We start from the raw sequence: 26933 nt of genomic DNA, 5'->3' as shown, positions 1-26933 counted from the left end.
ACGCACACGCAGCGCGCCTCGCGCCCGTGTCAGATGGATGGTGACTTGTTCCGCCACAAGGAGCGTGTCGGCAGCTTTCCCAACCTGGCCCACGCGTTGCTGAGAACCCCCTTGGAATGGTAGAATTCCTGCTGTTCAGGCATTTAGCAGAGGTGCGTGTTTTGCGTGATCCTACTCCGCCCTCGCCGGGCCTGCTTGCCTGAACACCACGCACCGCTCCGGCGAGGGCGTACCTATGTCTACACAGTGGTGAGGCGATACAGGACCGCATGCATCTGACGCTTATCGGTTTGAGTCACAAGACCGCACCGGTCGAGATTCGCGAGAAGCTCACCTTCCCGGCCAATCGCCAGGAAGAAGCGCTCGCGATACTCACCGCTTCACCCGACGTCATCGAAGCGGTCGTCCTCTCTACCTGCAATCGCACCGAGATCTACGCAGTCACTGCCGCCGATTCCGACGGCCCCGGAGCCGTCATCGACTTCATGGCGGACTACCACGATCTCGACCGTCACGACCTCGTGCGCTACCTATACATCTCTGAGGGTGAAGCCGTCGTGCGTCACCTGTTCCGGGTTGTCGCTTCACTCGACTCGATGATCATCGGAGAAGCACAGATTCTTGGCCAGGTGAAGGAAGCCTACGACCACGCGTTCACTCACAACGCGTGCGGGCGCATCTTCAACAAGCTGTTCCGCCAGAGCTTCGAGGTGGGCAAGCGCGTGCGCAACGAGACCGCGATTGGCGAATCGGCGGTATCGATAAGCTACGCGGCCGTCGAGCTGGCCAAGAAGGTCTTCGACGAGCTCGCGGGCCGCACGATCCTCGTGGTGGGCGCCGGCAAGATGAGCGAGCTGACCGCCAAGCACCTGCTCAGCAACGGTGTCAGAAAGGTGCTCGTGGCCAACCGCACCTACGAGCGCGCGGTCGAGCTCGCGGGACGCTTCGACGGGGAGCCGATCCACTACGAGGCCATCTTCGAGCGCATGGTCGAGGCCGACATCGTCATCTCGTCGACCGCCGCGACCGAGTACATCATCACGAAGGGTCCCGTCGCCGAGGCGCGGCGTCACCGCCGTGGTCGACCACTGTTCTTCATCGATATCGCCGTTCCGCGTGACATCGACCCGGCCGTGGCCGAGATCGACGACGTTTACCTCTACGACATCGACGACCTCAGCGGAGTCGTCGAATCGAACCTCGACGAACGAATGCGCGAGGCCGAGCGCGCCGACGTGATCATCACCGAGGAGATGGGGGTCTTCGAAGGCTGGCTCGAATCGATGGAGGTCGTGCCGACGGTGGCCGCGATGCGCGCGAAGGCCGAGGCCATCCGTCAGGAGGAGCTCGCGCGCGCACTCAAGCGTCTCGGCGGTCTCTCGGAGAAGGAGATCGCTGCGGTCGAAGCGATGTCCTCGGCAATCGTGAACAAGATGATGCACGGGCCCACGAACCGCCTCAAGCAGATCGCGGGCGAGCGCTACGGCATCGCCTACGTCGAGGCGGCGCGCTACCTCTATGGGCTGGACCAGAACCCCGAGGGCAGAAGCCCGCATCCGAACCTACTGAAGACGCTCCTTGGCAAGATGGAGCGCACTTCGGCGTCGGAGAAGGAGCAGAAGGAGATGGGAGACCAGCTTGGCTGCTAGTCGCGAAAGACTCGTCATCGGCACGCGGGGCAGTAAGCTCGCGCTGTGGCAGAGCAACTACATCAAGGGCCGCGTGGAAGAGATCACCGGCCTTCCTGTGGAACTGATGATCATCAAGACGACCGGCGATAAGATCCTCGACGTGCCGCTGGCCAAAGTCGGCGGCAAGGGTCTCTTCACCAAGGAGCTTGAAGTCGAGCTGACAGCGGGCACAGTGGACCTGTGCGTGCACTCGATGAAGGACGTGCCGACCGAGCTTCCCGAGGGACTGGAGATCGCGGCGACACCGGAGCGCGTCGACCCGCGTGACGTCATGGTGAGCGGCGCCGGCTACAACCTCGAAACGCTGCCCCGTGGCGCGCGGCTCGGCACATCGAGTCTGCGCCGCCGCAGCCAGGCGGTTGCGCTGCGGCCGGACCTCGAGATCGTGGACGTGCGCGGCAACCTCGACACTCGCATGCGCAAGGCCGAGAACGGCGAGGTCGACGCGGTCATTCTTGCGAGCGCTGGCATCACCCGCATGGGCTGGGCCGATCGCATCACGCACTACATCGAGTCTGACCAGATGGTCTCGGCGGTAGGCCAAGGCGCCATCGGCGTCGAAATACGCACCGACGACGACTTCATGCGCGACGTGTGCGAGAAGCTCACGCACACCGAGACGCAGATCTGCGTGACCGCCGAGCGGGTGGTCATGCGCAAGCTCGAGGGTGGTTGCCAGGTCCCGATCGGCGCGTACGCGCGCATCGAGGGCGACAAGCTCGTGATGGACGCTTTCGTGGGTTCGGTGGATGGCAAGACGATCCTCCGCCACTACCTGGAGGGCTCTCCGGCAGAGCCCGAGACGTTGGGACTGGCCATGGTCGACCGGATGATCGACATGGGCGCAGGCGAGGTTCTCGAGCAGATACGGGGCGCGGCCGAAGCCGCGGGGGGTAGCGTGGACGGGCTGCTCGAGACGTAAGTCCTCGGCAGGCCGTTTGCGTGGCAACGGACGACACACCCTACAGTCTTGAGGAGGTTTGATGGGTGCTCCCATCGTGTACCTGATCGGCGCCGGACCGGGCGATCCGGGGCTCATGACGATCCGCGGCATGGAATGCCTTGCCGAGGCCGACATCGTGATCTACGACTATCTCGCCAACCCGCGGTTTCTTGCGGCTGCGCGCGAGGACGCCGAGCTCATCTACGTGGGCAAGAAGGGCTTCTCCAAGCATGTCACTCAGGACGAGATCAACGCGCTACTCGTCGAGAAGGCCCAGGAGGACGGCGGCAAGATCGTTGCGCGTCTCAAGGGCGGCGACCCGTTCATCTTCGGCCGGGGAGGCGAGGAAGCGCTCGCACTGAAAGAGGTCGGCGTTCGCTTCGAGGTCGTCCCAGGCATCTCGAGCGGCTACGCTGCTCCCGCCTATGCCGGCATCCCGGTCACGCACCGGGGCATGACCACCGACGTGGCGTTCGTGACCGGTCACGAGGATCCCACCAAGGAGACCTCTGACGTCAAGTGGGACAAGCTCGCCACGGCAGTCGGCACGATCTGCTTCTTCATGGGCATCAAGAACCTGCCTGAGATCAGCGCGCGGCTCATCGAGCATGGTCGCTCGCCGGAGACGCCCGTTGCGCTCGTCCGGTGGGGGACCACTCCTCGGCAGGAGACGCTTGTCGGCACGCTCGCCGATATTGCAGACAAGGCCGCCGAGGCGAACTTCAAGGCCCCGGCGATCACCATCGTCGGCGAGGTCGTGAACCTGCGGGAGGAGCTCTCGTGGTTCGAGACCAAGCCGCTGTTCGGCAAGACGGTCGTGGTCACCCGCTCGCGGGCGCAGGCAAGCGATCTGTCGATGAAGCTCATCGATCTGGGCGCCGAGGTGCTCGAATTCCCGACGATCCGCATCACCGATCCCGAGAGTTTCGACCTGGTCGATGAGGCTATCCGCAACATCGAGGTGTACGACTGGATCGTGCTGACGAGCGTCAACGGCGTCGAGCAGTTCTTCGCGCGCATGGAGGAAATGGATGCCGACGCGCGTCAGCTCGCAGGCTGCCGCGTTGCCGCTATCGGCCCCGCGACCGCAGCGCGTTGCATGGAACACGGTATCCGCCCTGACTACGTCCCGGTCGAATACCGCGCCGAAGGCGTGCTCGAGGGTTTCATCGAGCGCGGAGTCGGCAAGGGCAGCCGCGTGCTCATCCCGCGGGCGCTCGAAGCGCGCGAGGTGCTCCCCGACACGCTGCGGGAGCGCGGCGCGATCGTCGACGTCGCGCCGGTCTACCGCACTGTCCTTGGCGTGGGCGAGACAAGTGTGGTGCAGCGACTGGCCGAAGGCAGCGTCGACTGTGTGACCTTCACCTCGAGCTCCACGGTGAAGAACTTCTTCGCACTTGCCGAGGAAGGCCTTCCCGAGGGCACGGAGGTTGCTGATGTGATGCGCGACGTGCTCGTGGCATCGATTGGACCGATCACGAGTGACACTGCGCGCGGCCTTGGGCTAGCGGTCGGCGTCGAGGCGGCTGAGTTCACGATTCCCGGCCTCGTACAGGCCGTGTGCGACCACTACGGAGAATGCTAGCGCCGTGCCGGCGGCTACGGAAAGGACACACGAAACATGATTGGAATCTCGAAGCTATACTGCGGGGCCGTCGAACCTGGTGACGTGCTGCGCTACGATCGCGACTCGGCGCAGCTACCGAGCGATCTGCTGCAGTTCAGCCGCGACAAGAAGCCCGTCGTCGTGTGGAACTGCACCCAGCGGTGCAACCTCAAGTGCGTGCACTGCTACGCACAGTCCGAGGACCGCAACTACCCCGGCGAGATGAGCACCGAAGAGGGCAAGGCGATGATCGACGACCTGGCGGACTACGGCGCGCCGGTGCTGCTGTTCTCCGGCGGCGAGCCGACGATCCGCCGGGACCTTCTCGAACTCATGCACTACGCCAAGTCCAAGAGCATGCGCGTCGTCATCTCCACCAACGGAACGCTCATCACTCCTGAGAAGGCCAAGCAGTTCGCCGAGGTAGGCCTCTCGTACGTTGGAGTCTCCCTCGACGGCGGGCGTGAGACTCACGACAAGTTCCGCGGCCTCCCGGGCAGCTTCGACAAGGCTATCGCAGGCATTCGCAACTCGCGGGACGCCGGCATCAAGGTCGGCCTGCGCATGACGATCAACAAGCGCAACTGGCAAGACATCCCCGAGATCTTCAAGGTCATGGAGGAAGAGAACATCCCGCGGGCGTGCTTCTATCACCTTGTCTATACCGGTCGCGGCTCCGAGCTCATGAAGGAAGACCTGGACCATGATGAGACGCGACAGGCCGTGCGCCTCATCATGGACAAGACCAAGGCGATGTTCGACAAGGGCCTCGAGCCCGAGGTCCTCACCGTCGACAATCACGCCGACGGTCCGTTCGTCTACATGGAGATGCTCAAAGAGGACCCCGAACGTGCCGAGGACGTCTTGCAGCTCCTCCAGTGGAACCAGGGCAACTCGACCGGTAACGGCATCGGCTGCGTGAGCTGGAACGGCGAGGTCTATGCCGACCAGTTCTGGCGTCACTTCTCGCTCGGCAACGTGCGCGAGCGTCCGTTCTCGCAGATCTGGACGGATGTCTCGGGCGATACCGAGCAGTCCGAGATGATGAAGCGTCTCAAGGACAAGAGGCCGTATGTGACCGGCCGCTGCGCCGAGTGCACGTGGCTGCAGATCTGCGGCGGCAACTTCCGCGTGCGTGCCGAGGCAGCCACCGGCGACCTCTGGGCACCGGACCCTGCGTGCTACCTCACGGACGAGGAGATCGGGCTTGCCGAAGTGGCCGACGTGGTCGATCTTGCGGAAGGCGAAATGGCTGCCCAGACCGGAGCGCCTGTCGGTGGCGAGGTCGACTAGCAGCGAGAATGCACCCGATGGGTGCGCACGTGCGGGTGTGCGGCAGCTGCGGCCGGAATTGACAAAGAGCGATACGCTCGGCAGACTACTGTATGCTCTGCGCCCCTCCGGGGCGTGGCGCGAGATGGGGACGTGGCTCAGTTGGGAGAGCGCTGCCTTCGCACGGCAGAGGTCGGCGGTTCGAATCCGCTCGTCTCCACCAGGTGATTCTGTCGAGGCGGTCCGCGCATGCGGAGCGCCTCGACCTGCTCTACGGGTACGATGCAATGGATGGCGTGGAACTCCTTGGCGGGTGCCGGGGAGGGGCGCCGCAACAATGGGGCCCGCACGGGTCGCAGACGAAGAGGGAGAATCGGAATGACAACGACCGCCGCTTCGGGTTTTGACGCTTGGTTCCAGCAGTTCATGTACTACGCCGGCCCCACGATCCAGGTGCTGTACTGGATCGCCATGGTGGTCGTCGCGATCTGGGCCGTGATGATCTTCAAACGCTGGGTCGACTTCCAGACCGGCGTTGTTGCCAAGAAGGCCGCCGAGGACACCGGCGCGAACGAGCCCATCAAGATCGAGGAGTTCGTCGAGTAGGAAGGCACCCCCATGGAGTTTCCAACCTACCGTCCGAGGAGGCTTCGCAAGAGCGAGGTTCTGCGCTCGATGGTGCGCGAGACCACGCTTGATGCAGGCGACTTGATATACCCGCTGTTTGTCGAGTTCGGCAAGGGCGTGCGCCGGGAGATCGTCTCGATGCCGGGTCAGTTCAACCTTTCGCTCGACCAGCTGCCCGGCGAGATCGACGAACTCAAGAAGCTCGGCGTCCCGGCCGTCATCCTCTTCGGCGTCCCGTCGGTCAAGGACGAGGCCGGAAGCGGTGCCATGGACCCCGACGGCATCGTTCAGCAGGCGATCCGCACGATCAAGGCGCACGACCCGGACTTCTACGTGATCACGGACGTGTGCATGTGCGAATACACCTCGCACGGCCATTGCGGTGCGATCGATGAGGGCGGCTGCGTGATGAACGACGTGACGCTGGAGATGCTGGCGTCGACCGCGCTCAGCCACGCCGAGGCAGGCGCGGACATGGTTGCCCCGAGCGACATGATGGACGGGCGTGTCGCGGCGATCCGCTCTGCGCTCGACGCCGAGGGTTTCACCGACACTCCGATCATGAGCTACGCTGCCAAGTACTCAAGCGCGTACTACGGGCCCTTCCGCGACGCTGCCGACAGTGCTCCCGCCTTCGGCGATCGCCGCGCCTACCAGATGGATCCCGCCAACGGTGACGAGGCGATGCGCGAGGTCGCGCTCGATATCGACGAAGGTGCCGACATCGTCATGGTCAAGCCGGCGCTTGCCTACATGGACATCATCCGCCGCGTGAAGGACGACTTCGGCTATCCGACGGCCGCCTACAACGTGAGCGGCGAGTACGCGATGGTGAAGGCAGCCGCAGCCAACGGCTGGATCGACGAGAAGCGTGTCGTGCTCGAGACGCTCACCGGGTTCAAGCGCGCCGGTGCGGACCTTATCCTCACGTATCACGCCAAGGACGCAGCACGCTGGCTCAAGAAGGGCTAACGGGCCAGCGGTCCGCGTTCGAGGGCCCTGCGCCATCTTCGACGTGTCTCTCATCGAGATACACACTGGGGCATATGTGGCTTGCACTGAGAGACACATCCGTGATAATGTGTCTCTCAGGGAGTGACACATCGTGAATGCACTCGAGACTCTCATAGGGCAGTTCCAGGAGCGTCCGTTGCCGGACCTCACCACGCGCGATATCGTGCTGCCCGAGGTTCCAAACACCGCCAGCGTGCTCGTCGGCATGCGCCGGTCGGGGAAGACGTACCTGCTGTTTCAGGAGATGAAGCGACTCGTCGAGAGCGGCGTCGACAAGCGACGGATGCTGTACCTGAACCTCGAAGACGACCGTCTCGGTCGTCCGACGCTCGAGACGCTCTCGGAGGCGCTTGAAACGTTCTACCGGCACGAACCTCAGGCTCGCGAAGCGGGTGCGTTCCTGTTCTTTGATGAGATACAGGTTGTCGACGGGTGGTCGCGATTCGCGCGCCGTGTTCTGGATACCGAGGAGGCGAGACTGTTCGTCTCCGGCTCCTCGGCCAAACTGCTCTCAACCGAGGTGGCGACCGAGTTCCGCGGTCGTGGCGCAGCCGTAGAGGTGTTGCCGTTCAGCTTCCAGGAGTCGGCGCGCCACGTCGGGATCGCCTTCGGCGACGAGCCCGTTGGTCCTCGGCGACGCTCCCTTCTCGAGGCTCATCTGGACCGCTATCTCGAGGTCGGCGGGTTCCCTGCGGTGCAAGGACTCGAGTATCCGGAACGCGTGCGAACACTGCAGGACTACGTGGAGCTCGTGGTCGTGCGCGACGTGATCGAGAGACATGGCGGAGCCAGCCCCTCGTCAGCGAGGTGGTTCGCGCTGAGTCTCCTTCGGCAAACGGGTAGCCTGTTCTCGGTGAACAAGACGTACCAGTCGATGAGGTCGCTCGGCATCGAAGTGGGCAAGAACACGCTGCACGCGCTGCTCGATCACTTGACCGACGCGTATCTGGTCTCCCCGGTGAGCGCGTTTCGTGTCTCGCATTCGGAGCGGGTGCGCTTGCCACGCAAGATCTACGCGATCGATCCGGGCCTTGCCCTAGCCGTCTCGGTGGCTGCGGCCGAAAACGTGGGTGCGCGACTCGAGACTGCGGTGTACGTTGAACTTCGCCGCCGCCTCGGTCGTCTGCGGGACGGCGCGATATCGTACTACGTGACGCAGAGTGGTCATGAGGTCGACTTCGTGATCGGCGACGTTGAGGCGGGCACGTCTCGCGAACTCGTCCAGGTGTGTGCGGAACCAGGGAGCGAGGCGACATTGCTGCGCGAGACGCGTGCACTCGGTGAAGCGATGTCGGAGCTGGGTCTCGGCAGTGCGACGATGGTGAGCTTGCGCGCCGAGGACAGCATCGGCATCGGCCCCGGCACCGTTGAGATCGTCCCGGCGTGGAAATGGTTTGCCGGAATCACATAGGAGTCATTCCCGGTGGCGCGCGAGGCGCGATTCTTGCAGACTCGGTGTGGACCGGATTAGAGAAGGAGCATATCAAGCATGACGGACAATGTAGGAAACCCTGACGCCCGACCCGACCTCGAACTGGGCGAGGAGTTCGGCGACGAGGCTCCCACGATCGATGAGCAGGAGATGGCGGACGCCGAGGCTGGCTGCGGGGAGGTTGGCATCTCGGTGCCCCTCGGCGGTCGCGGGGACGACCTCCAGTCGCTGTCCTCGGGCCAAGACCGCCCTGCGGAGGCTCCCTTCGGTCATCCCCGAACGACCGCCGGTCCCCCCGTCAACCACCCAGCGAGCACTCCCGGCGGGCCGGGCGGCGAGCGCCAGCGGCACGGCGGAGCGCGCTCGGTGGGCTTCCGTCCCGGTGGCGGGCCTGCCGCGATCGCATACCAGGAGCGCACGGGCATCAAGGCGCCGCGCATCATCGCGTGGGAGATCACGCGCTCGTGCAACCTCTCCTGCGCGCACTGCCGCGCGGCCGCGGAGTTCGGCCACTACGAAGGTGAGCTGAAGCTCGACCAGATCAAGTCGGTCATCGACGACATCGTGACCATCACGAACCCGATCATCATCCTTACCGGTGGCGAGCCACTCATGCGGCCCGACATCTGGGAGATCGTCGACTACGCGCAAGGAGCGGGCGCGATGCCGGTCATCGGCACGAACGCCACGCTCATCACCGAGGAGATCGCGGCGCAGATGGCCGCGCACAAGATCCCGCGCATCAGCGTGTCCGTCGATTTCCCCTCCGCAGAGGAGCACGACGCCTTCCGCGGTCAGGCGGGGTGCTTCGACGCCACGATCGAGGGCATCAAGATCGCCAAGCGGCACGGCGTAGGCGTCCAGATCAACATGACCGTCACGACGCTCAACGCCGACAAGATGGAGGAGATGCACACACTCGCCGAGGACCTCGGCGTGGATGCGTTCCACATCTTCATGCTCGTCCCGACAGGGCGCGGTAGCGACCTGCTCGAGAAGGAGCTGCCACCCGCCGAGTACGAACGGGTGCTCGAGTGGGCCTACGAGCGGCAGAAGACCTCGCCGCTGCACTTCAAGCCGACCGACGCGCCGCACTACTACCGCATCATCCGCCAGAAGGCCAAGGCCGAGGGCAAGAAGGTCACCCGCGAGGAGTACGGGCTCGACGCGATGACGCGCGGGTGCCTTGGCGGCATCACCTTCTGCTTCGTCAGCCACGTGGGCGACATCCAGCCGTGCGGCTACTTCGATATGCAGCTTGGAAACGTCAAGGAACAGCCGTTCTCGGAGATCTGGACCGAGTCGAAGGTCCTGGGCGACCTGCGCGACTACTCGCTGCTCAAGGGCAAGTGCGGGGCCTGCGAGTACAAGGCCGTCTGCGGCGGGTGCCGGGCACGGGCTCTCGAGATCACGGGTGACTACATGGAGGCCGAGCCGTATTGCGTCTACGAACCGCCCGCGTGGAAGGGCGAATGCACGCTCGAAGAGGCCGCCGAGGACGTGGGTGTCTCGACGACCGGCGACGGGCACGGCGCATGAGCGCGGCGGACGCAATGGCGGGCGTGGGTGCCGCGGGGGCTGCGGACTCGGGAAGCGAGCTGACCGAGCTCGACCGCCGGGTGCTCACCGAGATCCAGGCCGGCTTCCCGATCGACGACTCGCCGTACTGCACGCTAGCGGCGCGGCTCTCTGAGGCAGGGTTCGAGACGACCGAGATGGACGTGCTCGATAGCGTCGTCAAGATGCGGCTGACCGGCGTCATCCGGCGTGTAGGCGCGATCTTCGACAGCCACCGCCTCGGCTACCGCTCTACACTGTGTGCGATCGCGACGCCGGAAGCGCGGGTCGACGAGGTCGCGGCGATCATTGGCGAGTATCCGAACGTCACCCACAACTACCTGCGGCAGGACCGCTACAACGTCTGGTTCACGCTCATCGCGGAATCGGCCGGGCGCATCGAGGAGATCCTTGGCGAGATCGCGGAGCGCAGCGGTATCGACGACATACTCGACCTGCCGGCGATCCGGCTCTTCAAGATCAGGGTCGACTTCGATCTGACCGGTGAGCGGGGAGCGCGGACCGACGCGCCGCCGATCGTGAAGCCTGCGGAGACGGAGGCGGTCGAGCTTTCCGAGGACGAGAGGGCGCTAGCGCGGTTGCTGCAGGAAGACCTGCCGACCGGAGAGCATCCGTTCGAGGAGCTGCATGCCATGCTCGAGATGCAGGGCGTGGACGAGACGCAGCGCTGGACGATCGGGCGCACCCAGGCGTGGGTGGAGAGCGGCGTCATTCGACGGTTCGGTGCGGCGATCAAGCACCACAAGACCGGCTTCGCCGCCAACGCGATGGGCGTATGGGACTGCCCTCCGGAGCGCATCGAGGAGGTCGGACAGATCATGGCGTCCTTCAAGGAGGTCAGCCACTGCTACGAGCGTCCTCGGCTGTCCCAGTGGCCGGCGAACCTCTACACGATGATCCACGGGCGCACGTCCGAGGAGTGCGAGGACGTCGCACGACGCATCCAGGAGGCCGTTGGCCTGCCCGCGCCGCGACTGCTGTACTCTACGCGTGAGTTCAAGAAGACGTCGATGAGGTACTTCGCCGAGGACTGAGGCGGCGGTTCGTCGAGGTTTGGGACCGACGTCATCATTGTGAGACGCATTCGGGGAGGACATGGAACCTGCCGCCCGCTTTCAGTCCGGCTCGAAGCGCACGGGAGCGCTCGTGGCGCTTGCCGCGCTCGCCGTGCTCGGGGCGGTGCTCGTTGTCGACCTCGTGACGCTGCCCGGGCACTGGAAGCTCCCGCGTCCGTTCCGGGCTGCGGGTTTCGAGGAGGTCGCCGGCGCGCAGAGTCGTGCGCGGACGCTCAGCGTTATCGTTGCGATTGCGGCGCGCGATCTCTCGGACGGGGTCGTGGAGTCGCTTGTAGTGCCTGAGGATCGCGACGATCTGGTCAACGTCAAGCCTGACAGGTTCGCCGGGGCGGATCAGCAGACGATAGATCCCAGACTCATCGATCCGTTCGTAGGCGGCGCTGCTACGGTCGCGAAGTACGACGCTCGTGTCGGGGCTGCGACGATCCAGCGATGGAAGATCGCAGGGCGGCTCGTTGCCTATCCCAAGGGAGTGTTCGGCGTGCGACCGGACGAGCCTGCGATGCGGTTCGTGCTCTATGCGGACACCGGCAGGAGCACGCTGTACGTGGTTCCCGAGGGACTCGCCGGGACGATACCGAGCGGGGGCACACCGTGATCGCTGCCGCCGCCTTCACGCTCGCTACGCTCGCGCTCGGCTGGATCGCGCTCGCGCCGCTCGCTCGCCGCCTCGGAGCGGCCGGCTACCACGCTGTCGCATACCCCGTCGGGCTCCTCGGCTGGAGCGCGGTGGCCTGCGTGAGCGCGGTCGTCCGGCACGCGTGTACGTGGCAGATAGCGCTGGCAGGTGCGGCGGTCTTCTCGGGTGCGGGACTCGCGCTCACGCAGGCCATGGGCGCGCCGCGCGGTAGCGGCCCGCGTGCGGCAGGCGGCCCCGGCGCGCCCTCCGCGCCCGCGGCGTGGACGTTCGCGGCCACCGGGGGCGCTCTCGCCGCGGTCGCGGCCGCACTCGCAGCGAGCGGCTGGACCTCGGCGGCGTTCGACAGCATCTTCCACTACCAGTCCTCGGCGATGTGGCTCTTTGACACCGGCAGGTTCACACCGAATATCGTCGGCGCGTACAGCCCGCTGATTCCGTCGATTCTGGCTGCTGGCCGACTCTTCGGCCTGGACTGGGTATCGACCGTCTGGCCGCTATTGGCACTGCATGTCGCGGTCTGGGTCGCGGCCGAGACGTACGGGGCTGTGTCTCGCACGCTCCTGCCGGCGGCCCGCACGGCACTTGCCGCGATCATCACGCTGCTTCTCGTGACCACGGCTCCGTTCCTGGCTCACACGCTGTACGTTCACAGCCACATGATCTCGGCGTGCTACCTGCTGCTGGCCGTGCTGGCCGTTCGCCGCGCGTTCTGGCCCGCGTCCGCCCCCGCCGCCACGCCCCGCCCTGCCCCGGCGCCCACCTCCGCGCCGTCCGCCCTCGCCGCCCGCGCGTGGCTCGTCGTCGCCGGCGTCGCGACAGCGGGTCTCGTGCTCGCGCGCCCGGACGGGCTCGCGTACGCGTTCGCCGTGCTTGTGCTCGTGGCGATCGCGGGCTTCGAACGCACCGGCACGACTCCTGCGACGATTCTCGCGTACCTGGCAGCGCTGCTCGCGCCGGTCGCCGCCGTCTACGGCACGGCGCTGCTGAGGCTCGGCCTGTGGCGCGGTCCCAAGTTGTCGGGCAACATGACTGCCGCGCTCATCATCGGCCTCGCGGCAGCGGGAATCGCGACAGTGGCGGCTGCAGCGATAGCCGAACGAGCCCCGCGTGCGCGAGCGGTCATTGGCAGGAAGGGGCTGCTGCTCGGGCTCGCGCTCACTGCCAACGCCGCCGCCATCGCTGTCATGGCTGCCCGCAACCCCGCCGGATTCGCGGCCGCGACCTCCAACATGATCGGCAACCTCACACGCTCGGGCGGGTACGGCAACCTCTGGCTGGTGGCTGCGGCGCTCGTCGCGCTCTCCTTGGCCACCTGGAGCCTCTGGGCCCACTGGCGCTGGCCCGTGCTGCACCTCTACGCGATCGCGCAGTTCTTCGCGGTCGCGGTCGTCGTGCATGGCACGAGCCATACAGGTAGACTGAGCCCGGCCGATAGCTTCGCGCGCGTGGCGTTCCATGCCGTGCCGCTCGTGTTCGTATACGCTGGTTACGTCGTAGGGGGACTTCTCGACACATGCCGGAAAGGCCGGGACGCGGAGAGCGCATGACCAAGCTCATCATCCAGATACCGTGCTACAACGAAGAAGAGACGCTCCCGATCGCGCTGGCCGAGTTGCCGCGCGAGATCGAGGGCGTCGATGTCGTTGAGTGGCTCGTCATCGATGACGGCAGTGTGGATAGCACCGCCGCGGTTGCGCGCGCCAACGGCGTCGACCATGTCGTACGCATGAAGCGCAACAGCGGACTCGCCAAGGTCTTCATGGCAGGAATCGACGCGTCGCTTCGGCTCGGTGCCGACGTCATCGTGAACACGGATGCCGACAACCAGTACTGCGCTCAGGACATCCCCAAGCTGGTTGCCCCCATCCTCGACGGCTCCGCCGACTACGTCATCGGCGCGCGCCCCATCATGGACATCCCGCACTTCTCGCCGATCAAGAAGGCGCTGCAGCGTCTCGGGAGCTGGGCCGTGCGCGTCGCGAGCAACACGGAGGTGCCCGACGCTCCGAGCGGTTTTCGCGCGATGACGCGAGGAACGGCGCTGCGTCTCAACGTGCTGTCCGAGTACACCTACACCATCGAGACCATTATCCAGGCGGGCCGTGCCGGCATGCAGATCGTGTCGGTTCCGATCCGGGTCAACGAGGACCTGCGCCCGTCGCGGCTCGTGAAATCGATCGGCTCGTACGTACGCCGCTCGCTCATCACCATCGTGCGTGTCTTCATGATCTACAAACCGATGCGGTTCTTCATGATGCCCGGTGCGTTCATGGCCGGACTCGGCACGATCGTGGGCCTGCGCTTCGTGTACTACTACGCGATCGGCCAGGGTGGCGGCCACATCCAGTCGCTCATACTTACGGCGATACTGATGGTGATCGGCGTCCAGCTCGTTCTGTTCGGCCTGATCGCCGAGCTGCTCGGCGCGAACCGCAAGCTTCTCGAGGATATTCAGTGGCGCACGCGGCGGCTCGAACTCGAGTCGCAGTTCGGCGTCGAGAGAGGGGTCGAGTAGCCTCATGGCGTCTCGTCCCACCCGGGCTTCGCTTCTGCGGAGCCGTGCGGGCATAGTCCAGTGGGTCTCACTTGTGGCCGCCGTGGGGTTCGTGGCCTGGATACTCTCCACCAGGGGCGACGACCTCAAGGCGGCGTTCGCGCTGACGCCCACGCTCTTCGCCCTCATCTCGGCCAGTGCGATGGCGACGTTCATCGTCAACGGCGTCGAGTTGCAGGTGCTCGCCAAGCGGTTCGACCGTCACATCCCATTCGGAGAGGCCATGCTCCTCGGCCTGCTCGTCAGCACGCTCAACTACCTGCCAATGAAGACGGGCACACTACTCAACGGTGTGCTCATGAAGGCTCGCTACAAGATCAGCCTCGGGCATTTCGGCGCGCTTGTGGCGGGCTCGAGCGTCATCCACCTGTGGGTCGCGCTCGGGTGTGCGGGCACGGCGCTCCTTTGGACCGGGCACGAGCCCGCTCTCGCATGGGCGTTGCTGCTGGTGCCGACAGCCGTGATCGCGGTGCTCGTCGTGTGGGGGAGGCGTCGGAGCCTCGGCAAGTACGACGACCACGCGTCGAAGTGGGTTCGGGCCCTTTGGAGGGTCGTGGACGGCATCGCGATGATCTACAGCAGCTGGCGTCTGCTCGCAATCGAGGTCGTGATCAACGTGGTGCTCGTCATGCTCGCCTCGGTGCGCACGATGTGGTCGTTCGACGCGCTGTCCACCAGCGCCGGTTTCGGCGTGTCCGTGGTCGTCACCGCCATAGGCATCTTCGCCGCGCGGCTGTCCGTCATCCCCGGGGGCATCGGTTTCAAGGAGGGTGGCGCCGCCGCAGGAGCGGCGGTCGCGGGTCTGGAGCCGTCACTCGGTCTCGCCGCGTCGGTCGTGGACCGCGCGGTGACGCTTGTGTGGCTGCTTCTCCTCGGCGTACCTGCGGCGTGGTACCTCATGCGGATCACCGGCGTGCATCTGGCCGACGCGACCTCGCGAACCGCTGCCGCGGACGACGCGGAGGAGGGTGCGTGACGTGGGTCTTGCAGCCATAGCTGAGCGGCTTACCGCCAAGACATGGACTCCCGAGATCGTGGAGGCCTACATCGGACATGTCGAGCGCGCGTGTATCGCACACGCCTCCGACGCGGCTGTGCGCGAGACGGCAGCTTCCGGCGGCGCCGTCACCGCTGTGCTCGCGGCTCTCCTCGAGTCGGGCGAGATCGATGGTGCGCTCGTGTGCAGGAGCGCGATCGTGGCGGGACGAGTCCGCGCTCGCTACTGCATCGCGACCTCACGCGAGGAGCTTCTCGAAGCACGTGGCAGCACGTACGTCCTCGGCGAGTTCGTGCGCGAGGCACTGCCGCTCGTTGCCGATTTCGACGGGCGGCTCGCGGTCGTCGGTCTGCCCTGCGAGCTCACGGCGCTGACCCGCCGTCCCGAACTCGCCGCCAAGGTCGCCGTCCGCGTCTCGCTCTTCTGCGGTCACGCCACCACCCACGAACTCGTCGACAGCGTCGTCGAGAGCCTGGCCAAGGAGGCGGGAGGCGGGGAGCTCACCTCGTTCCGCTTCCGCGTCGGCCACTGGCGCGGGATGATGCGCGCCGGTTTCGACAACGGCGCCGTGATCGAGAAGCCGTTCTCGCGCTACGGTCTCTACCAGAACCTCTACTACTTCGCCGTCAAGAAGTGCATGTTCTGCGGTGACCACTTCGGCTACGATGCGGACTTTTCCGCCGGCGACATCTGGTCGCAGCGGTACAAGTCCCACCCCATCAAGTACACCGCGCTCGTCGCCAAGACGCCTGCTGGTGCCCGAGCGATCGAGCTGGCCGAGGAGACGGGCGCCTGTGGAACGCTCGACGTTCCCATCGAGCACGTGCTCGATGGCCAGCGCAGGGCCGCGCCGTTCCACTACAATGTCTCCGCACGCTCACAGGCGGGCGCCAAGCTGGGCATCAAGATCCCAGACCGCGTGGGCGCGCCGGTGCGCTGGCACGAGCGCCGGGTTGCGAGCATCGCATTGCGCAACTTCCTTTCGACTCAAACGCCGCAGGGTGTGGAGGCGGTGTTGCACGCGAACCGCCGTGTGCTCAAGCTCAAGCTGCTGCTGTTCAAGGGATTGGAGTCCCTGTCGTGAAGCGCTTCTCCGTCATAGCGGCCACCGTGTGGGGCAACCGTGGAGCGGAGGCGATGCTCGAGACCACCATCGGCCGCCTGCGGGACCGCATGCCCGATGCCGAGTTCGCCGTCTTCTCGTACTACCAGGATCGCGACGTGCAACTCGTGAGCGCCCCCGACGTGCGCGTGTACTCGGCCAGCCCACTCCATCTCGTGCTGGTCCTCTTCCCATGGAGCGTCCTCCTTGGCTTGCTGCGCGTGCTGCATCTGCCGTATCGGTGGGGGCCGGAGTCGGTACGGGCGCTTGCCACGAGCGATGCGCTCATCGACCTTGCGGGCGTGTCGTTTATCGACGGTCGCGAGAAGTTCCTGCCGTACAACGTGCTCACGATCCTGCCGGCGATGCTCCTTGGCGTGCCGGTGTTCAAGCTTGCGCAGGCGCTCGGGCCGTTCGCGAGCCCGGTGAACAGGTTCGCCGCGCGCATTCTGTGGCGCTGCGCGATGATCGCGCCGCGCGGTTCGGTCACCGTCGAGAACCTGGCCGCGATCGGGTATCCAGGGGAGCTCACGCTGCCCTCGCCCGACGTGGCCTTCCTGTTCGAGTCGCGCGACTCGCTCAGCGACGAGGGTCGACCCGAGGTGGCAGCCATCACCACGAACATCGGTCGGCTCGTCGCACGCGGGTTCGAGACGGTTGGGGTGTGTCCGAGCGCGGTGATAGCCAGCAAGGCCGTCGCCGATGGTTGGGACTACCCCGGATTCATGGCCGAGATCGTCCGCGGGATACTGGAGACCGGTCGCGCAGTGGTGCTGTTTCCGAACGCCACTCGCGCGTCGTCGAACATGATGCGCAACAACGACCTTCCGGTGATAGCGCAGATCATGGAGCGGTTCGACGATGCCGAAGCGCTGCCGCTTCTCGCGGTCTCGGGCGACGTGAACGCAGCCGGGCTCCGCGAGATAGTGTCGCGTTGCTCGTGCGTGGCGGTCTCGCGCTTTCACGCGATGGTCGCCGCGCTTTCCGCGAGCGTCCCCGTCGCCGTGCTGGGCTGGAGCCACAAGTATCTCGAGGTCATGCGCCAGTTCGGGCAGGAGCGCTACGTCTTCGACGCCGGCGATCACGAGGCGGGGCCGTTCCTCGAGCGGCTCACCGAGCTGTGTGGGCGGCGCGATGAAGCCGCCAAGGAGATCGGGGACGCTTTCCCGTCTGTCGCCGAGGGCTCCGGGCGACAGTTCGACGAGGTCGTACGGCGGCTCGAGGACTGTCGGGCGTGACAGCGGAGGCCCGCGACATCTGTGGCGTCTCCGCAGATCCCGCCACGCGCGCGCTGAAGGCGTTTGTGATCGCGCTAGCAGTGGGCGCACTTCTATGCTCTGTCGCGCTGCGCATCCCCTTCCTTGAGCGGCCGATCTCGAACAAGCGGCACGGTGAGGGCACTGCTCGCACGCTGCGACATATCGCCATATGGGACGCGGTAGGGCTCGGCGAAACGCACTGGATGATGCGTACCACCGGTACGGCTCCCGCCGACCGCTACATCGCCGACCAGGGCTACCTGCGCGACGACAGCGGCATCTACTACTACGTGTCGTTCCCGCCGCTGTTCCCGCTTGCGCCATACGCCACATTCAAGCTCCTTGGCGTAGAGGCAGCGCCGTTGGCTGTCCGGATATTCAATCTCGGTCTGCAGGCACTTGGGACGCTTGCGCTCTTTCTGCTCGCGAAACGCGCGACAGCTTCGCTCGGAGAGAGATTCTCGTGGATGGCCGGGGGCTTCGCGGCGGTGCTCTACGCAACCGCGCCGGTGCTGCTGTGGTATCACTCGAACGCCTACACGACCGCATCGCTGTCGACGCCACTGTTCATTCTGGCGGTCTACCTGGCCGTACGCGCGGTTCACGACGACTCCGCGCCGCGTTGGGTCCTTCCGGCGTTCGGCATGGCGATCTTCGCGGTCGCCTACACCGAGTGGCTTGGGGTCACGTTCGCGGCCGCCGCTGCAGTCTACGGAATCGCGCGCCGGCGCGACCGTGCGGCGCGGAGGATGGCTATCGTCGCAGTCGCGGTCGTTGGCGCGACGATGCTGCTCATGGTCGCGCAGTACTCGAGTGTGGCCGGTCTGCAGGCGTTCGTCTCGGGCATCTCGGGCAAGTACGCGATGCGCAGCGGCGTCTCCGAAGCCTCTCATCACAGCATCTTCGCACTCAAGAGCTGGGCCTACATTGCCGGCTACTACCTCAAGGGCTACCTGCCGTTCCTCGGCCTGATCCCGCTGTTCGCCGCTCCGGCGCTCTGGGGAGCCTGGAGGCGCCGTAACCGCGACAAGGTCCTGCCGAGGACGGACTCCGCGCCATTCCGCGCATGGTTTGCGACCCCGCTCGCCACTGCGCTGGCGCTCACGTCTGGGCCGGTCATGCTTCACCACCTGCTGCTGTTCAGCCACACGGCCGTACACGACTTCGACATGGTCAAGAGCGCGTCCGTACTAGGGCTGCTGTTCGGACTGGCGGTGGCTGGGATGGACCGGGCGGCACGCTCCTCGGCAGACCCCTGGCGCACACAGGCGACACTTGCGATCGCGGTTGCGCTGATCACGACGAGCAGCATGGTGCTGAGCTACCGCCGTGACTTCACTTCGCACTCAGGCCTGGCCGCTGTCGGCGAGGCGATCAAGAAGGCGGGCGTTCCACCTGAGCGAATCGTATTCGTGCAAGGAAACTCGTTCTATGTGGGCAGTGCCGCGATATACTATGCGGGACGCAATATCGCGTACTACAGTCCCGAATACGCCCGGGCTCTGGTTGAGGCCTCGGGGGCGGGTGGGGGTACTCTTTTCGTGATTGCCGAGGACGGGGAAGGGATCTCGGCGATCGAGCGCGTCGGAGACGATGGGGTGGTCATCGGAGCGGGCGAGTAGCGAAGTCCGCATTTCATGCGAGGGGGTACGTCGCATGCAGGAGCGTCTGTTCGTGGTTTCCTCCGATGCGGGCGAGGCGGAGCGTGTAGCGCGTCCGCTGCGCGATCGCGGCTGGCATGTTGAGATGGAATGCCAGGACCCGCAGGCCGCGCAGCAGCGAATCGCTGACTGCATGCCCATGGCTGTCGTGATCTCTCTCGGCTTCGGCGTCCAGAGCGGGTGCGACCTTGCGTGCGCCCTACAAGTCGGCGCGGCTACCAAGGATCTCCCGGTCATCTTCGTGGGAGGCGACCACGAGTCCGTCGAGCTGGCCCGGAAGACGGTCCCGCACGCGGTGTTCCTCACGCCTGCGGAGATTCCCTGGGCGATCAAGCGGCTGACGTTCAAGCAGTAGGCGCGCCTCCGGGTCCTTGCGGCGCTGGTATACTCTCGGAGTCTGCAGCGCGGTGCGCAGACTTCGAAGGGAGATACTCAGATGATTCACGACCGATCCTCGGCACTCTTCGCAAAGGCCAAGAACGTCATCCCCGGTGGCGTGAACTCGCCGGTTCGGGCATTCAAGAGCGTTGGCGCCGACCCGATCTTCTACGAGCGCTCGAAGGGCTCGCACGTGTGGGACACCGACGGCAACGAGTACATCGATTTCGTGCTGTCGTGGGGGCCGATGATCCTCGGCCACGGTCCCGAGCGCGTGCTCGATCGGGTGCGCGAGCAACTGTCGCGCGGCACGAGTTTCGGTGCTCCGACGGAGGTCGAGATCGAGCTGGCCGAGGCGGTCGTAGCCGCAGTCCCGAGCGTCGAGATGGTTCGCATGGTCTCCTCGGGCACCGAGGCGACCATGAGCGCGATCCGGCTTGCGCGTGGCTACACCGGGCGCGCGAAGTTCATCAAGTTTGACGGCAACTATCACGGCCACTCCGACGCACTGCTGGTGGCTGCCGGCTCCGGGTTGCTCACACTCGGTATCCCGTCGACGCCCGGCGTGACCGAGGGCGCCGCAGGTGACACGATCGTCCTGCCGTACAACAACGTCGAAGCGGTCCGAGAGGCGCTTGAGGCCAACCGCGACCAGGTTGCGGCCATCATCATCGAGCCGGTCGCCGGCAACATGGGCGTCGTGCCGCCGGCTCCGGGATTCCTCGAGGGGCTGCGCGCGGCGTGCGACGAGCATGGTGTCGTGCTCATCTTCGACGAGGTCATCACCGGTTTCCGTATCGCCCTTGGCGGCGCGCAGGAGCGCTACGGAGTCATGCCCGACCTCACTACCCTTGGCAAGATCATCGGCGGAGGCTTCCCGGTCGGTGCCTTCGGCGGGAAGCGCGAGATCATGGAGTCCCTCGCACCGATCGGACCCGTCTACCAGGCAGGCACGCTTTCGGGCAATCCCGTGGCGATGATCGCGGGTCTCGAGACCGTGAAGGCGCTTTCCGAGCCCGGCGTCTACGACCAGCTGGAGCAGAAGGGCGCGCGCCTCTCGAGGGGCATGTGCAAGGCGGCCGAGAGCGCGGGGCTGCAGACGTTCTGCACGCGCGTGGGTTCGATGGCGTGCATGTTCTTCACGCACTTCGAGGTACTCGACTGGACGACCGCGTCGACCTCGGACACCGAGATGTACGGGCGCTACTTCCGCGGCATGCTCGAGCGTGGATACACGCTCGCCCCGAGCCAGTTCGAGGCGACGTTCGTCTCGCTTGCCCACACCGACGAGGAGATCGACGCCTTCGTTTCCGACGCCGGCGAGGTTCTGCGCGGGCTGTAGCGACCGGCATCGGGGGAGGACTCGCATGCGACTGATCATCGTTGTCGGCGCCCGACCGAACTTCATCAAGGTCGGCCCTCTCATGCCGGCCCTGCTTGAGGCCGGGTACGACGCTGCGCTCGCGCACACCGGCCAGCACTACGACGAGGTCATGTCCGACATCTTCTTCCGCGATCTCGACATCCCCGAGCCGCGCTGGTACCTCAACGTCGGTTCCGGCACGCATGCAGTGCAGACCGGTGTCGCGATGATGCGGCTCGAGGAGCTCTTCATCGCCGAGGAGCCGGATGCCGTCATGGTGGTCGGCGACGTGAACTCGACGCTCGCGGGTGCCCTGGCCGCTTCCAAGCTCCGAATCCCGATCGTCCATCTCGAGGCGGGCCTGCGCTCTCTCGACATGTCGATGCCCGAGGAGGTCAATCGCCTCGTGGCCGACCAGCTTTCTGCGATGCATCTCACGCCGACGTTCGAAGCAGGTATCAACCTCGACAACGAGGGCGTGGCCAAGGAGCGCATCCGGTTCGTCGGCAACATCATGGCCGAGTCGGTGCTCAGGAATATCCGCCTCGTCGAGGGGCGCGAGGTGTGTCGCGAGCATGGGCTCGACCCGGGCGGCTATGTCCTCGCGACCGTGCACCGGCCCGAGAACACCGACTACGCGGAGCGGCTCGGACATGTGGCGGCGGCCTTCGCCGACGCTCAGCTTCCGGTGCTGTTCCCGGTCCATCCCCGTACGAGGCCGCTTCTCGCTGCTGCTACCGCTGATGGCGGCGACAACATCCGTCTGGTGGATCCTGTGGGGTATCTCGAGATGCTTGCGCTACAGCGCGATGCCGCGGCGATCGTCACGGACTCCGGTGGCATACAGGAGGAGTCGTGCATGCTTGGAACGCCGTGCGTCACGGTTCGCCGAAACACCGAGCGGCCCGTCACTGTGGAGGTCGGCGCCAACCGCCTTGTGTCCGCGGAGCGAGACTCGATTCTTGGCGGGCTTGAGGACGCACTGCAGTCGTCGAGGGACTGGCGTTGCCCGGATCGTTGGGATGAAGGAGTCTCGCAGAGGATCGTGGCGGCGCTCGGCAACGGAATCCTACCTTTAAGCGGCTACTGATCCCCGTGTCTGCTGTATGCTATCCGATGGTTCGCGCACGCGTTCCATGTGAGTCACCAAGACAGGAGGCGCTTCACCGATGAAGGCGATCATCCCGGCAGCCGGTCTCGGCACGAGGTTTCTGCCGGTAACCAAGTCCCAACCCAAGGAGATGCTTCCCGTCGTCGACAAGCCGGTCATCCAGTACGTGGTCGAAGAGGCCGTGGATGCCGGTGCCGACGAGATACTCATCATCACCGGTCGTGGCAAGCGCGCGATCGAGGACCATTTCGACCGTTCGCTCGAACTCGAGGAGCTGCTCGAGCGCTCGGGCAACGTGCAGAAGCTGCGCGAGATACGCAACATCACCGACCTCGCCGAGGTCTTCTACGTGCGCCAGAAGCGTCCGAAGGGGCTTGGGCACGCTGTACTCTGCGGCGCCCCCTTCACGGCCGGCGAACCCTTCTTCGTCATGCTCGGAGACGTTCTCGTGCCCTCGCACGACTGTCTGCCGCGTCTCAAGGCCGTCCACGAGAAGTACGGCACGTCAGTGCTCGCCGTGACCGCGGTCGAGCAGCGATATGTGTCTCGCTACGGCGTCATCGGCGGTATCGAGGTCGAGCCCGGCATCTACAAGCTCACCACGCTTGTCGAGAAACCGCCGGTGAACGAGGCGCCGTCGAACCTCGCCATCTTTGGCAGGTATCTGCTCACGCCGCGCATCATGGAGCTGCTTCCCAAGGTCGAGGCCGGGCGTGGCGACGAGATCCAGCTCACCGACGCCCTCAAGCAACTGCTCGCCAAGGAGGACATCTACGCCGTCACGATGGACTGCGAGGGCTTCGACACCGGGAATATCCTCTCGTGGCTGGAGGCCAACATCGCTCTTGCGCTCGAGAGGGAGGACATGGGCCCCGCGCTGCGCGAGCGGCTGAAGGCGCTGACGGAGTAGGTGATGTCCACCGACTCGGAGCGTGCGACACAGCGTCTCCGGGCGCGCGAGTTCGTCCTACCGGCACTGCTGTTCGCGGCGCTCGCGATCGCTCTGTTCTTGCCGCAACTGCGCGATATCAACGGGCTTCTGCACGGTGGCAGCGACGGCTTCAACCGCGCTTGGCGCATCTGGTGGTTTTCGGGCGGGTTCCGCGAGTGGGGGGACACGCTGTGGTACTCGCGCAGTGTCTTCTTCCCGACGGGCCACGCCCTTTCGGCAGCGGAGCTCTCGCCGCTCAACATGCTGCCCGCGGTGCTTCTGAGCTGCGTGTTCGGTCCCATCGGCGGGTACAACCTGACGATGCTGCTGAGCTTCGTGACCGCGGGACTAGCGGCGTATGCGTATGCGCGCGTGGTGGGCGTGACGCGTGCGGGTGCCGTGATCGCAGGTGCCGTGTACTCGTTCGCCCCGTACCACACCGTGCACGCGCTCGGGCACCTGGCGCTCATGGGCATGTGGGTGCTCCCGGTCGGTCTCATCTGCATCGAGCGTATGGCGGAGCATGCGGGGGACCGCCGACTTCAGCTCCGATGGGCTGTCGGGCTGGGTGCGTGCGTTGGCCTCGCCGGCTGGTCGAGCTGGTACTACCTGATCATCTTCGGCATCGCGCTCGCGACGTACGCGTTCGCGAGAATGGCGCCGAGGTTCACGGGCGAGACGCGTCGGCCCTGGGGCGCATTCGCGCTTGCGGCCGCGGTGGGTGCTGCGCTGGTGGCGCCTGTCTACGTGATCGTGAAGCTCACGAACTCCGAGGGCTCTCGGAGTTGGCGCGTGGAGAACCAGTGGGGCACGTCGCCGGTGGCGTACCTGCTGCCGTCGTACTTCCAGGTGTGGTGGGGTCGCTGGTTCGCGCGTCTTTGGGGCACGCGCAGTCCCGCCGAGGACTCGCTGTTCCTTGGCTGGACGACGATGGCGCTTGCTGCGGCGGGTGCGTGGTGGAGGAAGCGACGCTCGCCAGTCGTTTGGTCGCTCGCGTGGATGGCGCTGGTTGCGTTCGTGCTGTCGCTGGGTCCGTACCTGTACCTTGGCGGCGATTCTTTGGTTTCTGCGCCGTGGAAGCTCGAGTCGCTTCGCGTGGCAGGTCGCGATGTGGCGAACTACTTGAACTTGGGCGTGCCTATGCCTGCGCTTGCGATCAGCCGCCTGCCGTTGGTCGCCGGGATGCGCGCGTACGCGAGGTTCGGTGCCGTCGTGCTGATGGCGGTTGCGGTGCTGGCGGGGTTCGGGTTCGATCGCTTCGCAGCATGGCTGCGAGACCGCAGGGTCGGCGCGTGGGTCGCGACTGTGGTGGTGCTGCTCGCACTCGCGGTCGAGTTCGCGCCGATGTCAGTTACGATGGACGCGCGGCCGACCGAACTCGATGAGTGGCTCGCGGCGCAGCCGGGAGATGGGGCTGTCATGTGGCTACCCTATGAGAACACCGTCGGGGACGAGCAGATGTACAGGACGATCTTCACGGGGAAGCCCATTGCATTCGGCGATACGACCTACCTGCCCGAGCCGTTCAAGGAGAGCCGCAAGCGGCTGAGTGGGTTCCCCGACGCCGTGGCGATCGAGGAATTGCGAGCGATGGGGGTGCAGTGGGTGGTGGTTCGACGCACGAGTCTGAGCGACGGACAACGTTCCGCGCTCGACAGCGCGATCAACTTGCGTCGGGCTCGGGATTTCGATGGTCTTGCCGCGTACTCGATCCAGTGACTCGACACGGAATCTGATTCCGACCCTACTCCATGAGAAGAACCACGTACCGCCCGTTCGGGCTCTCGAGACGCTCTCCTTGGAGCGAACCAGAGATGGCGTTGACCACCTGGGCGCCCTCATCAGGATACCCGTACGTGTCGATCCAAATCGCGGCGAAACCATGCAGGTGCAGTTGTTTCAGCATATCGACGGCGGGCAATGCGGCCACATTGCGCTGCCACCGGTCTGTTGGCCGGCCCTTCACGGCGCCATAGCTCCAGCGGAGATCGGTCGAGTGGATGTACGGCATGAGGTGGTCGTAGTCGAGCATCCGCTCGACGGGGGGGTACTCAGGGTAGGGCACGTAGGGCAGTTGGAACACCATTGCGTCGGCGTCCAGTCGCTGCCCAACACTCTGCACGAACGCCTCGTCCGCTTCGTAGCTGGTCTTGAGCGATTGATATGGCGGCACGTATGCAGGAGAGGTCTGATCCCAGAGACCCAGGGTCAATACGACCACACAGACAGCCGCAAGGACCTGAACAGAGCGGCGTTTACGAATGCTACTCCTCAGTATCGTTGCTGCCACGCCCCATGCCAGAAGCGCTATGCATCCGAGGAAGATCGAGATCCTGTTGTAGGCTCGAATCTGTGGAGACACGAGAAAGGCAAACAGGCCCCCCAAGCCGCCTACCGTGCCGAACAGAAGCGCCGTGAGATTCAGGGTTGCGAGCTGGTCAAGCGTGAAGACAGAAGGATGTGAACGGCGAAGTCGCGGTCTGAAGGCGAGCCAGAGCAGCAGGAAGATGAATCCTGTCGCGGCGAAGAGGCCGAGAGACGCGGAATCATTCTCGTTGATGGCGTTGGGCTCCACGCTTGCGATTGTTCGGTTGTACGTCTCACGGCTTTCGGCCGCTATCCGAGCGCGGTGTGATGACTGCGGCAGCACAAGCTGGGTGATTCGCAGCCCGTAGATGTCCGCCTCGTAGGCCTCCCTGCGTGCGCTTGTCGGGTTAGGACCATGTTCGCGCTGGAAGCTGAGCGTCGGTATGGCCTGCACGAAGATGATCAGTCCGATTGCGGCAACCATCACGAGAGCAGCTGCCATCCCCTTGAAGTTCCGGCGTCGGACTATGGACAGGACGCCGGACCCTACGACGAGAATGCATGTGAAGAACGCGTAGTAGAGACCTGCAGAGCCGATAGCGAGGCACAGTAGTGCAGAGGGAAGGAGTCGTCTCAGGGCGGTGAGCGCACCGGATCCAAACGGGTTCTCTCGACCGAAGAAGGGGGGCTCTTCCTGTGTGACCCACAGGCACAGGACGAGTCCAAGGGGCACAGCGAAGTACGATGCAAGCATCAGATGTCCCTCGCTGCGAATAAGGTGGTAGGGCAGCAGCGCGAACAGAACGCTGCCTACCACGGATGCGGGAGGCCAGACGCCGGCTTGGCGAAACAGGAAGGACGCGGCGAGCGCCGCCAGAGGGAAGCCGAGCACATAGAACACGTTCATGGTGCGGGCGGGGTCCTTTGTGGCTGCGCCAATTGCCCTGATCAGAAGCCAGTTGAGTCCATCGAAGTTCGGGAAATCGGCGACCTGGGCACCGTCGGGGGCTGCGAGAGAGGGGTTCGTGTATACCGTACCGTTCTCCATTACACCCTTCACGTCGGCCAGCGTGGCAAGAGCATCGCCACGATAGGCGAAGGGGACGTTCCAGTCGACGTTCGCAAGCCCGAGCGTGAGAACGACGGCCGCAAGAGCGATGATGAGGACAGAGACGTGTTGAATGGACTCCCGGCTCCAGAGGCTGTCGACCGTGGTCGCCTCGCCCACTACTTGATCGGTCACATTGTCTCCCACAGCCTGGTCCATCCGCCGGTTGCTCATGATATCGCACGCGTGAGCTCCTAGGCGCAAGTGGTGACCAAGTCCGATGTCTCTGACCTCACGGAGAGCCACCGCCGCGCTTCGGGCAGTGCGCAAGTCAGCGCGAGCA

General features: G+C 65.3%; 22 protein-coding genes and 1 tRNA gene. 22 read left to right on the top strand and 1 reads right to left on the bottom strand.

What is annotated here, in order from left to right; genetic code table 11:
- Nucleotides 1–269 precede the first annotated feature (269 nt).
- The 22 genes from hemA (at nt 270) to Q8K99_05275 (ending at nt 24954) form a co-directional block, all read left to right on the top strand.
- Nucleotides 270–1649: a glutamyl-tRNA reductase gene (gene hemA, locus Q8K99_05380; protein MDP2181987.1), complete on the top strand. Its 1380-nt coding sequence runs from the start codon at nt 270–272 to the stop codon at nt 1647–1649.
- On the top strand, nt 1639–2613 hold the full coding sequence (gene hemC, locus Q8K99_05375; GenBank protein ID MDP2181986.1) for a hydroxymethylbilane synthase: 975 nt from the start codon (nt 1639–1641) through the stop codon (nt 2611–2613). Before hemA ends, hemC begins: the two co-directional genes overlap by 11 nt.
- Before the next feature lie 61 nt (nt 2614–2674).
- Nucleotides 2675–4219, top strand: coding sequence for a uroporphyrinogen-III C-methyltransferase (gene cobA, locus Q8K99_05370; GenBank protein ID MDP2181985.1), 1545 nt, complete (start codon nt 2675–2677; stop codon nt 4217–4219).
- A 36-nt stretch (nt 4220–4255) separates the two neighbouring features.
- Nucleotides 4256–5533, top strand: a complete 1278-nt coding sequence (gene ahbC, locus Q8K99_05365) for a 12,18-didecarboxysiroheme deacetylase (GenBank protein MDP2181984.1) — start codon at nt 4256–4258, stop codon at nt 5531–5533.
- Nucleotides 5534–5659: 126 nt separating this feature from the next.
- A tRNA-Ala gene (locus Q8K99_05360) sits at nt 5660–5735 on the top strand.
- Between the two features lie 155 nt (nt 5736–5890).
- On the top strand, nt 5891–6118 hold the full coding sequence (locus Q8K99_05355; GenBank protein ID MDP2181983.1) for a hypothetical protein: 228 nt from the start codon (nt 5891–5893) through the stop codon (nt 6116–6118).
- 12 nt (nt 6119–6130) lie between these two features.
- Nucleotides 6131–7111, top strand: coding sequence for a porphobilinogen synthase (gene hemB / locus Q8K99_05350; protein MDP2181982.1), 981 nt, complete (start codon nt 6131–6133; stop codon nt 7109–7111).
- Between the two features lie 133 nt (nt 7112–7244).
- A complete protein-coding gene (locus tag Q8K99_05345; protein MDP2181981.1) occupies nt 7245–8564 on the top strand; it encodes an ATP-binding protein in 1320 nt (439 codons plus the stop codon).
- 78 nt (nt 8565–8642) lie between these two features.
- Complete coding sequence (locus Q8K99_05340; GenBank protein MDP2181980.1) at nt 8643–10124, top strand: radical SAM protein; 1482 nt, start codon at nt 8643–8645, stop codon at nt 10122–10124.
- Complete coding sequence (locus Q8K99_05335) at nt 10121–11197, top strand: Lrp/AsnC family transcriptional regulator (protein ID MDP2181979.1); 1077 nt, start codon at nt 10121–10123, stop codon at nt 11195–11197. The genes Q8K99_05340 and Q8K99_05335 overlap by 4 nt, the downstream gene beginning before the upstream one ends.
- Before the next feature lie 61 nt (nt 11198–11258).
- Entirely contained in the window at nt 11259–11837 is a 579-nt protein-coding gene (locus tag Q8K99_05330; protein MDP2181978.1) for a hypothetical protein, read from the top strand.
- Nucleotides 11834–13426 carry a hypothetical protein gene (locus Q8K99_05325; GenBank protein MDP2181977.1) on the top strand — a complete coding sequence of 531 codons (1593 nt, stop codon included), beginning with the start codon at nt 11834–11836 and terminating at the stop codon, nt 13424–13426. The genes Q8K99_05330 and Q8K99_05325 overlap by 4 nt, the downstream gene beginning before the upstream one ends.
- A complete protein-coding gene (locus tag Q8K99_05320) occupies nt 13423–14394 on the top strand; it encodes a glycosyltransferase family 2 protein (protein ID MDP2181976.1) in 972 nt (323 codons plus the stop codon). Before Q8K99_05325 ends, Q8K99_05320 begins: the two co-directional genes overlap by 4 nt.
- A 4-nt stretch (nt 14395–14398) precedes the next feature.
- Complete coding sequence (locus Q8K99_05315) at nt 14399–15409, top strand: lysylphosphatidylglycerol synthase domain-containing protein (GenBank protein MDP2181975.1); 1011 nt, start codon at nt 14399–14401, stop codon at nt 15407–15409.
- 1 nt (nt 15410) lies between these two features.
- On the top strand, nt 15411–16514 hold the full coding sequence (locus Q8K99_05310; protein MDP2181974.1) for a Coenzyme F420 hydrogenase/dehydrogenase, beta subunit C-terminal domain: 1104 nt from the start codon (nt 15411–15413) through the stop codon (nt 16512–16514).
- Nucleotides 16511–17770 carry a polysaccharide pyruvyl transferase family protein gene (locus Q8K99_05305; protein ID MDP2181973.1) on the top strand — a complete coding sequence of 420 codons (1260 nt, stop codon included), beginning with the start codon at nt 16511–16513 and terminating at the stop codon, nt 17768–17770. Before Q8K99_05310 ends, Q8K99_05305 begins: the two co-directional genes overlap by 4 nt.
- Nucleotides 17767–19413, top strand: a complete 1647-nt coding sequence (locus tag Q8K99_05300) for a hypothetical protein (protein MDP2181972.1) — start codon at nt 17767–17769, stop codon at nt 19411–19413. The genes Q8K99_05305 and Q8K99_05300 overlap by 4 nt, the downstream gene beginning before the upstream one ends.
- Nucleotides 19414–19447: 34 nt before the next feature.
- A complete protein-coding gene (locus Q8K99_05295; GenBank protein ID MDP2181971.1) occupies nt 19448–19807 on the top strand; it encodes a hypothetical protein in 360 nt (119 codons plus the stop codon).
- Between the two features lie 81 nt (nt 19808–19888).
- Entirely contained in the window at nt 19889–21172 is a 1284-nt protein-coding gene (hemL, locus tag Q8K99_05290; GenBank protein ID MDP2181970.1) for a glutamate-1-semialdehyde 2,1-aminomutase, read from the top strand.
- Between the two features lie 25 nt (nt 21173–21197).
- Entirely contained in the window at nt 21198–22283 is a 1086-nt protein-coding gene (gene wecB / locus Q8K99_05285) for a UDP-N-acetylglucosamine 2-epimerase (non-hydrolyzing) (protein ID MDP2181969.1), read from the top strand.
- Nucleotides 22284–22362: 79 nt separating this feature from the next.
- Nucleotides 22363–23214: a UTP--glucose-1-phosphate uridylyltransferase GalU gene (gene galU, locus Q8K99_05280; GenBank protein MDP2181968.1), complete on the top strand. Its 852-nt coding sequence runs from the start codon at nt 22363–22365 to the stop codon at nt 23212–23214.
- 3 nt (nt 23215–23217) lie between these two features.
- Nucleotides 23218–24954 carry a hypothetical protein gene (locus Q8K99_05275; GenBank protein ID MDP2181967.1) on the top strand — a complete coding sequence of 579 codons (1737 nt, stop codon included), beginning with the start codon at nt 23218–23220 and terminating at the stop codon, nt 24952–24954.
- A gap of 25 nt (nt 24955–24979) precedes the next feature.
- Here Q8K99_05275 and Q8K99_05270 read toward each other — a convergent pair whose 3' ends face one another.
- Nucleotides 24980–26785 carry a hypothetical protein gene (locus Q8K99_05270; protein MDP2181966.1) on the bottom strand — a complete coding sequence of 602 codons (1806 nt, stop codon included), beginning with the start codon at nt 26783–26785 and terminating at the stop codon, nt 24980–24982.
- Nucleotides 26786–26933 lie beyond the last annotated feature (148 nt).

It is taken from the genome of Actinomycetota bacterium (assembly GCA_030682655.1).
Classification (GTDB): Bacteria; Actinomycetota; Coriobacteriia; order Anaerosomatales; family JAUXNU01; genus JAUXNU01.
This window is presented reverse-complemented; position numbering and strand designations above follow the sequence as displayed.